Here is a 9,843-nt window from a genome sequence, read left to right as displayed (position 1 = left end):
GAGGGGAAAAGTGGCCGTGAAGCAGGTCATAAATACCGCCCGGCAGGAGGACTTTTTTGAAGATTGCCAAGTGGTTCTCAGGCAAACCCAGGAGGGAAAAAGCTGTGAAAGCAGACAAAAACTGCCCGAAAAAAAGGGGCCCCTTCCCGCACAAGCGAGAAGGAGGCCCATTTGATTAACTCTGCGGTAGGAAGTCGATCGGGTAGAGAATGGTGATTGTTGGAACACCAGCCTTTTCACCGAAGTTAAACCGTTTGACCCTTGCAACAATTTTGGCATTAAGTGCCGGCGAATCCATATCGCTGGACTCCACTTGTGCCAGGGACACAGAGCCATCCGGTTCGATAGTGATCTTCAGCACCATCTTGCCCTGCAGAGCCGGGTTGTTGCGCAGCTCGCGGTTGTAGATGCGATAGAGCGCATTCTTATAGCGGTCGAAGACAATCTGGATTTCCTCGTCGGTACGAGACGGGCCAACACCATCGCTGAGCGGTCGGTCCTCACCGGCAAAGTCACCCTCATTGCCAATAGCACTTTCAACGCGTGCAAACTCGACACCACCCAGGGAAGAACCCGTTCCACCCACATTGCGACTCACATCTGAAGCGCTGATGCCACCACTGCCCTTGGCTGCGGCAGACGTAATCAGAGAGCGCTGGCTGCGATTCTCTTTCTTACCCGCCGTGCTCAGCTGGGTCTGCTGGCCGAGACGGTTATCCAGATCATCCTGGATCAGATCCTGGAAATTATCCTTAAAGGCCAGAACACCTGTGCGCTCAGCTTTCTTGCGCGCCTGCTTCTTCTCAGTTTTGGTTGGCTTGGGCTCTTGCTTGGCCACCTTCTGCTCAGGCTTGGGCTCGGGCTTCTTCTCCTCTTTCTTGGGTTTGGTTTTCTCCGGCTCCGGCGGTGGCTTGGGCTTGGTTTTCTTCTCGATTACCAGCTTGGCCAAACGCTCTGGAATCTCAACCACTTCGTTTTCCGGTTCCGGCAACGTATAGAGTGGCACCAGATAACCTAATAAAGTGGCAATAAACAGAGAGGCGAATACACAGAGACGGAAACGCTTTTCATCTTCACCCTGGGTATGCCAGGGCATAACCATTGGGCGAAAATCCGGTTGCTCGAACTCACGGGTGATTTCGAATTCGTACTTGGACTCTTCCTCTTCACGGCGCAGCTCATCTGCCTGCTCGTCCAGAGCAAAGATTTCCTCACTGCAGTATTCAATATTATCGAGAACTTGTCGGCGGGATTGATGCAGCTGCTCCAGCTGTTCGTTGAAATCGCGGGTGGACTCACCGATTCGAGCAATCACCCGCTCGGAGGCATCGACCCTGTAATCCTCGGCCCAGAACATTTCACCGGCGCCGGCCTCTTCGAGCTTGCGCAAGCGCTCGGAAATTTCATCAAGCAGCTGGAACTTGGTGCCATTGGCCTGCAACTCGGCCAGCTGTGCCTCTATCTGCTGCCGCTCATCCTCGAGCAGGAGCATGCGCTGGCGAACCGCATTGAGCGATTCGTTAAGTGCCTGCTGTTGTTGTAGAAAATTACTCACAAACTTCCATTAACCCTGAGATGCTTTCTGAATAACCGCCAGCGATACCTTGGTGTAACCAGCTTCCGTACAACTGGACATCACCTTCTTAAGCAAACTGAACGGAATGCCCCTGTCCGCGAGAATATTGACTTCCGGTGGCTCCGGCTGAACTTCTCCCTCGGTGCCGGCTTCTTCGGCCTCCGCCTCAGCTGAGGCCTGGGCCACACCGATAGCCTTACCCATCTCGGCGATCATCGCCTGCTTAATGGCCTCGATAATGATTTCTTCACTCTCAAGTACCTCGCTGGTAGCCACCACTGAATTGGATTCCACCAGAATTTCCTCATTGGTCACCATCAGGGTTACGGTTTCCCTTGGTTTGGTCTCCACCACCGAATCCGGCAGTGTGATCACCTTGGGTGGCTCCAACGCTTCATTACTGGAGGTGTTGGTCAAGAGGAAAAAAACCAAAATGGTGAACACGTCCATTAGCGAGGTAAGGTTCATACCCGTGGTTTTTTTACGCTTATGGCTGCGCGCCATGCGCTTCATACGTCGGCTTTCATGTCTCACGGCGCATCTCCTATGGAAATATCGGGAAACAGCACCACTTTCTCTACAGCACTTGGATCACTGGGATCGCTGCCTTCCACACGCACCTCGGCTCCGCGCACGGTATCCATTACACCCACCAAGTGCTCATAGGCAATATCCGCTTCCATCAACAAAATGGAGTCGGTTTTTTCTGGATAGCTGGCCTTTACCTGCAGTAAAAACTCGGTGAGTTTTTTCAGGTCGTAGACCTCCGCGGTTGGCAACAGAGCAAGCTGTTCACCCTCCCCGGCACCTTCCTCTGTAACCGCTTCCAGCGGTGCAGACTCACCCTCTTCGGGTTGCGTCAGGTTTGGAAAACGCGCAATGACTTTCTCACCATCACTAATCTCCAGCGCCTCTGTGCGAACGACGACTTCTACCGTGACCGTGGGATCATCCGGCGCTCCACCACCGGCTCCGCTCGGCATATTTAGCTCTAAAATTGTTACCCGTGAGAACACCGCCGATACCAACAGAAACGGCACCAGCACCACCATCAGGTTTAGGAAGGCGGTGATGTCCAGCTCCGGGGCCTCTTTATCTCTCCCGTGGCGCCGCCTTCTCATTACGCAGTTTCCGTTTGCTGTTCTTCGGTTTTGGCCTCGGCCACTGGTTGTGATTTGGTGTGCTTCTCAGACTTGCTAGCCGACTTGTTTTCACCTTTATTTTTTGAAGCAGGCGCATCGACTTCGAAGCGACGGCGGGTTGAACTGTCAATCAGATTGGAGGCTTTTACGGAAACCATTTCCAGGCTATCGATAATTTCTCCAGTGAGGGAATTGAGCAGTGCATGCACAATCAACAGGGGGATACCGGTCATCAGACCGAAAGCCGTTGTGTTCATCGCTACCGAGATACTGGCGGAAAGCAGGTCGGCTTTTTCTGCCGGGTTGGCATTGGCCACCGCGGTAAAGGCTTCAATCAGGCCCATAATAGTACCGAGCAGACCCAGCAGCGTGGCGATATTAGAAAACAGTGCTACGTAGGGCGTGCGCTTTTCCAGCTGCGGAGTGATTTCCATCATGCTCTCTTCCATCGCGATTTCGATATCTTCGCGGCGGCGCACTGCACCCTGACGGGCCAACCCCATGGAAAGTAGCTTTGCCACACTGGAGTTATCCTGCTTAACCAGATTGCGCGCACGATCGAAATCACCACTGGAGAGGATTGGCTGCAATTTATCCCACATAGTGCGGTTGGTACGACGCTCGTAATGCAGGCGAATAAATCGCTCAATTGCTACTGCGCCACCCAGGGCGGCCACCACAAGAATGGGGTACATAAAAGTACCGCCCGTCTGGAAAAACTCGATGACGCTGTTGAAAAAGTCCATTACAAACCCTCTTGAGAAATACTGCAGTAATTGGTTGCTGCTCTGGCTTTAGCCAGAGAAAGGACGGCGTTAATCGCCGGACAGGCTGAGCTGGTAGAACTCCAGCTCACGCATGAAAACTTCCTTGTCGAGCGGCTTGAGCTTGTCGTCCATCAAACTGGAGACAAGATCACTTTCGACACCCACCTCGGAACTTTTCCAGGGAACGATATACAGAGACTTGGGCGCTTCTTTATTACCAATAATGGAAATACCCGATAACTCTTTAACTTTGGTATCCACTTTCTTATCTGTGGCTTGGGTTTTTTCACCCTCTTGGGTCTGCGCACCGGCAAAAGGAAAAATGGCAAACCCCATCATAAACGGCAAAATCCATTTACACTGCGCTATCACTTGCCCGCCCTCCGTTTGAGATCCGCCAGCCAGATAGACACATCCTGGTCCTCGGGTTCCAGCTGTACATATTGCTGGAATTGTGCCAGAGCACACTGGAGATCTTGCAGATAGAGATCACACAATATGCCTAGATTTTTTATCAATGGCAGGTATTCGGGATTTTCTGCCAAGGCATTCACATAAATTTTGCGCGCATCGGCAAAACGGCCCTGCTTGCGGTAAAGCACTGCCAGTTCATTAGTGGCCACCGGGTGCTCGCCATCTATTTCCAGCGCTTTAAGAAAAGCCTCTTCCGCTTTTTTTTCTTCTGCCACCTGAATTTGGGCAATGCCGAGATTAATATAAGGCGCGGGCAAACGCTGCTCGCGCTCGACAACCGTCTCCAACAACTCAATCGCGCGCACAAATTCCTTATCCGCAAGGAATTCCAGGGATCGTTCAAAGTCCCGGCTCACACTGCCGGACACCCGCACAGAGGAATAATCAGAAACCTTGCCCGACTTGGTCTGAACTCCCGCACAGGCAGCCAAAAACAGCGTAACCACCCACAGGAAAACCACTCGCAGTTTTATTTGCATAGCCCTCTTCTCCATTCTCGCTATTACTGGCCGGAAACTACTTCCGCTGATTCCAAGGCCTCCGGCTCCGGTGGCAGAGGGACAATACTCTGCAGATAGTCACCAGCCTCTTCGACACGGGCATAACGGGCCGGCATCAGACCGGCAAGTTGGCCGATACTCTTATCGATCCAGGGGTTGTAGATACCCACCCCAAGTAACTCGACATTTTTTTCATGCACGGAAATCGCTTTTTCCTCGAACGGATAAATTTGATCTTCCAGAGCCAGCTCGTACTCTTCCAGCTCCAGCGCACTCAAATTCGTTGGGCGCTCGGACTCTTTCAGAGACACACTGAAGTGCAAATAAATTTCCGCGAGGTAATAAGTGGCTGCGGCGGTCACATCCGCTGCCTGGTAATCAATCAGGGCAGAGAAATCGCTAATCGCTTTTTTCATGCGCTTGCGTTTCAAATTGAGGTTCTGCTCGATTGGCTTAACCAGCGCCACTTGGGTAAAGGCCCGATAACTGGGCTCAGCCAGCTGTAACGCGGCACTACCAGCCAGGTAGCGGGTGCGATCACTGCGCTGGGAACCGCCCCGCTTCTCTATGCGCACCATCTCACGCAGTTCCTGCATATAGCGTTTTTGCTGCCCAGTAGTTTTGTAGATATCGGCGATTTTTTGCCGCGTCTCCAGCGCGGGCTCCATGGGGTTGGGGAACAGCTTCACGTAGCGCCTCAACACCGCCAACGCCCTGTCGCTGTCTTTAGCGGTACTGTAGAGATCCGCTGCCTGCGTCAGAGCCTCGCGGCGTATTTCCTCGTCCTCAGATTCTCGCTCAATACGCTCAAACTCCGCCGCTGCCAATAAGAGCTCGCCACTTTCCTGATAGACCACCGCCAGTTTCTTGGTGACATCTTTGGCCAGTTCATGCTCTGGGAAATTCCCACGGAAATTGTTCAGCACTGTGGCGGCCTGGGTCCAATCCTTGAGCACAATCAGGGAGGCAGCAGCATCGTATTCGGCGGTGGCCAGTAAAGTGGCCCCCGGAGCCGCAGCGCGAATGCGCAGGAAGTGGCCGGCAGCAGTAGCGTGGTCCTCCTGCTTGCGTGCCATATCACCCTGCTGGTAAATGGATGCCGCCAGATTGTCGACCAGGCCAGCACGATCCTTGGCATCGGTGGCGGTGAGATTTAGGGTTTCCCCATAGGCCACTTCCGCATCGGCATAGGCATGGGTATCAAAAGAGCCGTGGGCCACCACCATCCAGGCGGAGCGGCGAATCTCCTGCTCTGCCGCCGGGAATTTTTCCAATAGCTGGCGCCCGTTATCGATCGCCGGCGTATAGTCTTTAAGACCGTACAAATCTTCCACCGCACCCAGCATTACCTGCGACGCTTTGGCGTGCTGTGAGAAGGTATCGGCAAAGATTAACGATGAACGGATAATTTCACGCAACAATGGAGCGCGCTGATCTGCACTGGCTTCTTTCAGATTGTTGGCCAGATGTTCGCGATAAGCGTAAACCGCAGCGTAACCCGCCTCACTGGAATCCTTGTGGGCAGGGTATTCGTAGGCGGTGCGCTCATATTCCAGAGCGGCATTGTGGAAATCGCGATTTTCCAGCATCAAGCCGGCGAGCTGGTAGTTCATTTCCGGCGCACGCTCAGCTTCACGGAAGGACTGCAAGTAACGGCGATACCAGTGAATTGCCTCTAGGTAGTGCTCTCCTTTTTTATCCTTCAGTTTTTTGTTTTGGTAGGCGGCATGGTAATGACCGGCCAGGTCGATCAGGTTAGCCTGTAGAAATTCGACCACCTCGCCGAACTCATTAATATCGAATACTGTCCAGTAGTCGGCATTGAGGGCATAGGTATTTACAAAAGTCTTCTTCGCCTCAAGCACCAGCTTGGGGAAACCGCCCTTGCTATAAATCTCGATCACACGAATGGAAAAATCCGCAGAAACCTTGTGCAGTGGATTGCGCTCCACAAAGGCAATATAGGATTTGGCCGAATCCTGATAGCGCCGCTTATTCAGGTAATACTCACCGAGATGGCTGTACACCAAGTATTCATACTGGCGCGCGCCCTTGCGGGAGAAATAGTCGACAATAGAATCCGGGCCCTCCAAATATGAGAAGCTCAGACTCACCACGCGGAAAGTATCGTCCACATGCTTGCGTTCAACCGTATTGGTCTGCTGGTCAAAGTCGTAACCCTGGGAGACTTTGTAATCGAGCATGGCCACATAATCGTCCAGGGCCATCTCGTACATATCCTGCTTAAACAGGGACCAACCGCGTTTATACAGGGCCAGCTCGTAAAAACTGGAAATCTGCCCGATGGTGATTACCCGGCCATAGGCCTCTTCCGCATCCAGATACTTTTTGCGGGTAAAGTAATATTCCCCCAGGCGAAACCAGGCTTCATCGATATGACGGGAATCCGGGTATTTGGCCACCAACTGCCGCAATACATCTACTGCGGCATCAATTTGCCCGGCCTCTTCATAGGCGCGGGAGAGCTGGTACATCACCTGGTCGTTGCGGTCGTAAAGAGGGTATTTCTTCAGCAGGTTGAGATACAGCGCGATGGCCTCTCGGGCATTCGCCGACATCAGCGCTTCCGGGTCTTCTTCAGGAACCTGCAGTGGAGTGGTGTCTGCGGCGATATCCACACTGCCACTAGCGCGAGCTTCAAAGTCCGCATCAGACTCCGCATCTGCTACATGCTCAGTGGGGATGCGCTGCACCTTGGCAACAGGCGCGGTTACCTCAGCCGGGGCTTCCAGAGTATTTTCTGCAGTTGCCTCCGGAGCTTCGATGGCAATCACAGCACCACTGCCTGCTGTGGCAGGGGCAATACCGTCAATGGCAGCATCCTCGGCCCGGTGCGCCTGCTTAATTTTCAGGTCTGCAATCCGACGCATCGCTTCAGGGGTGAGACTCGATTCGGGCGTTTCCTGCAGGTAGCGCTGATAACTTGCCAGGGCCTTTTCCAGGCTGCCGTCGATATATTCCTCTTTAATCTCAATATCGACATTTTGCAGGCTGCCAATTGTTTTGCCGCTGTTCACCGCACAAGCGTTAAGTAACAGTAATGCCGCGGCGAATGCACCATAGCGCAGTGCATTTTTGGGCTTCCGCCCTGTAGTTATTGGCTCGATCGCAAAACTAGCAGAGAGGCTTACGCGATGATTTACAGGTTTCATGCCTTATCCCCCTCAGTTTCTGAAACTTGCCGTTCAGTGGATTTATTCTCAGGTAAAATTTCCGGCTGGCCTGTTTGGGGTTGCTCACCCTGCTCCAGTGGCCCATTTTCACTTTCTGGCACTTTCAATTCGACAGGATTGCTCTCAGGCAGAGTTTCCGGCTGAGCTTCTAGGCTCTGCTCCTGCAGCCCATTTTCGCTTTCCGGTGCTTCCAATTCGGGAGGATTTTGTTCTGGCAAAGTTTCAGGCTGAGCCTCGCGATGCTGTTCAATCTTGCGCTGATCCTCGCGCTGCTCTTGCAGTTCATTGGCGCGGTCGTAACTGTCGGCTAGGGCGAAGCGCGCTTTGATCTGGTAACTCTCCAGTTGGCTGCGGCGGCGCTCCAGCTCTTCAACAGCGAGTGCTTCCAGCATGCTGCCCTGGCGCGCCATCAACATCTCCAGACGCTGCTGGGCCGAGCGAATCTGCGCACGTGAACGCTGGATATCCTTGTTATAACCGGTGTAACTGTGGGTCGCCGCCTGGCGACTGCGCACATAGGAACGGTACACCGTTTGTAACTTTTCGATCTCAGCGTTGAGGGCCTGCAAATGCTTATAGGCCTCGGTGAGACGCTGGTGATATTCGGTAGAGAGACGCAAATCCAAAATACCCTGCAAGCGCTCAACACGGCTGCGGCTTTGCTCGGTAAAACCTTTAGGGTTGCGTGCGATCTGCTTATGCAACTGCAGTAGTTGCAGGCGCGCTTCCTGCTCTTCGGCGGTGGCGAGATACTCCGGGCGGCGAGAAACCAGCATTTGCTCTATGCGACTGGAAAATTGATCGCGCTGCTCCATACGCAGCTTGATACGTGCATCCAAGGTACGGAACTGCTCATCCAGCTGTGGTAACAGGGGCTCGTAGTAAGCCCGACGCGCGCTGATAATATCCTCGAAGGCAGTGAGACTTTTAAGCCACTCTTTATTGCGCTCGTAGAGATCATTCAAGTCGCGGTAGTTACGCAGGAATTCTTGGTAGTCATTGGAGGCCATGAGGTCGAGGAGATAGTGAGTCTCCGGTGCCTCCGGCAGGTTGCGCAGCGCCACCACCCAGTTTTGTACCTGGGTAGCTTCTTTGCGCCGCAGCGCTTCGAGAAATTTGCCCTGACGAATACTGTTGATGGAAGCCGTCAGTGTGTCGATCTCGCGACCAAAGGCATCCAGAGCGCGGCCGTAATGAATTGCCGCAGTACTGTGTACATCCAATTTTCCATAGGCGTAAGGTACAGCCAGCATCACTTCCTGCACCGATTCATTGGTGCCCTTACGGTTTTGCAATATCCGCCAGGGCACCAGGGCGCGATCGAAACGCCCCGCTCGAGCCTCCACCCAACCGGCACCGAGCAGCGCCCGATTGGAGAAAGGCCCTTCGAGATTCACCCGATCAAAATAGGGGCGCGCCAGCTGCAGTTCACCGGCCTCCATCAAATGGGAACCCAGTAATAAATTGGTCTTATCGTACAGGGCCTGATCGGCCGGGTCGCCACTGTGGCGCTTGCCCAGAGCGGTTAGCTCCAGCACCCCGCGCGCTTCCTCACCGGATTTCAACTGGGCAATGCCCAGGTTGAATTCCACAAAGCCTTCCAGGGATTCCTCACCTTTCAGGTCTTTCAGTAGCTCTACCGCTTCTTCGAGACGCCCCAACTCCATAAATACCCGTGCACGCAGGAATTGCTCATCGGCACGCACCCGCAAGGGCACCCTGCCCTCAATCATTTCCAGCGCATGCAAAGCGTTTAGAGGCTGCTGTTTGTGGTAGTGAATTTTGGCCAGACGATAGGCGGCTTCATTGCGCACTTCCTGCGAAACATTGCCCTTCAGCACCGCTTCAATTGCACGCCCCGCTTCCCGGTGCATACGGTAGGAAAGCTCCAGGTCACCCACAGAGAATTCAGCCTGCCCAAGATGATTACTAAAGGGGTCTAACTCGGGCTCATCCAGACGGTGATACTGGGCCAGCTCGTTATCCAGCGCTACAATCGCATCAAAGTAGTTTTCCTGGTGGGCGTAGTACATGGCCGCACCAAAGAACAGATCGCGCAACTCTTCTTTATCATCGTCTGCGCCAGCCACACTAGGGAGTAAAGACAAGCTACATAAAGTAATAAAGCTGAGAACACGCAGGCCAGCTCCAGCTGCGCCGGAAAATGCCGAAAGCAGGGGGATACGCATG

At 53.5% G+C, this 9,843-nt stretch carries 8 protein-coding genes; all 8 read right to left on the bottom strand.

The genetic code is table 11. The annotated features are described in order from the left end of the window. Positions 1-175 precede the first annotated feature (175 nt). Positions 176-1,555 carry an AgmX/PglI C-terminal domain-containing protein gene (locus ACJJIO_RS17580; RefSeq protein ID WP_444909259.1) on the bottom strand — a complete coding sequence of 460 codons (1,380 nt, stop codon included), beginning with the start codon at positions 1,553-1,555 and terminating at the stop codon, positions 176-178. 9 nt (positions 1,556-1,564) lie between these two features. Continuing rightward, the gene (locus tag ACJJIO_RS17575) at positions 1,565-2,110 is read right to left on the bottom strand and encodes an ExbD/TolR family protein (protein ID WP_444909258.1); all 546 of its coding nucleotides are present in this window, start codon (positions 2,108-2,110) and stop codon (positions 1,565-1,567) included. Next, positions 2,107-2,697 (bottom strand): ExbD/TolR family protein, encoded by a 591-nt coding sequence (locus tag ACJJIO_RS17570; RefSeq protein WP_444909257.1) that lies wholly within the window; start codon positions 2,695-2,697, stop codon positions 2,107-2,109. Before ACJJIO_RS17570 ends, ACJJIO_RS17575 begins: the two co-directional genes overlap by 4 nt. After that, entirely contained in the window at positions 2,697-3,464 is a 768-nt protein-coding gene (locus ACJJIO_RS17565; RefSeq protein ID WP_252082140.1) for a MotA/TolQ/ExbB proton channel family protein, read from the bottom strand. The genes ACJJIO_RS17570 and ACJJIO_RS17565 overlap by 1 nt, the downstream gene beginning before the upstream one ends. Positions 3,465-3,533: 69 nt before the next feature. Then, a complete protein-coding gene (locus tag ACJJIO_RS17560; protein WP_444909256.1) occupies positions 3,534-3,857 on the bottom strand; it encodes a hypothetical protein in 324 nt (107 codons plus the stop codon). After that, positions 3,854-4,438 carry a tetratricopeptide repeat protein gene (locus ACJJIO_RS17555; protein ID WP_444909255.1) on the bottom strand — a complete coding sequence of 195 codons (585 nt, stop codon included), beginning with the start codon at positions 4,436-4,438 and terminating at the stop codon, positions 3,854-3,856. Before ACJJIO_RS17555 ends, ACJJIO_RS17560 begins: the two co-directional genes overlap by 4 nt. A 23-nt stretch (positions 4,439-4,461) precedes the next feature. Continuing rightward, a complete protein-coding gene (locus ACJJIO_RS17550) occupies positions 4,462-7,632 on the bottom strand; it encodes a tetratricopeptide repeat protein (RefSeq protein ID WP_444909254.1) in 3,171 nt (1,056 codons plus the stop codon). Then, a complete protein-coding gene (locus tag ACJJIO_RS17545; protein ID WP_444909253.1) occupies positions 7,629-9,842 on the bottom strand; it encodes a tetratricopeptide repeat protein in 2,214 nt (737 codons plus the stop codon). Before ACJJIO_RS17545 ends, ACJJIO_RS17550 begins: the two co-directional genes overlap by 4 nt. Between the last annotated feature and the right edge of the window lies 1 nt (position 9,843).

This window comes from Microbulbifer mixtoriginis (SeqCode) (assembly GCF_052467235.1).
The sequence above is the reverse complement of the archived record's forward strand: the minus strand, read 5'-3'. Positions and strand labels throughout refer to the sequence as shown.

Bases quoted from the DNA above. Each gene is read 5' to 3' on its own strand.
- ACJJIO_RS17570 (WP_444909257.1), bottom strand. From the start codon at position 2,697: ATGAGAAGGCGGCGCCACGGGAGAGATAAAGAGGCCCCGGAGCTGGAC.
- ACJJIO_RS17565 (WP_252082140.1), bottom strand. From the start codon at position 3,464: ATGGACTTTTTCAACAGCGTCATCGAGTTTTTCCAGACGGGCGGTACT.
- ACJJIO_RS17545 (WP_444909253.1), bottom strand. From the start codon at position 9,842: ATGCGTATCCCCCTGCTTTCGGCATTTTCCGGCGCAGCTGGAGCTGGC.
- ACJJIO_RS17550 (WP_444909254.1), bottom strand. From the start codon at position 7,632: ATGAAACCTGTAAATCATCGCGTAAGCCTCTCTGCTAGTTTTGCGATC.
- ACJJIO_RS17555 (WP_444909255.1), bottom strand. From the start codon at position 4,438: ATGCAAATAAAACTGCGAGTGGTTTTCCTGTGGGTGGTTACGCTGTTT.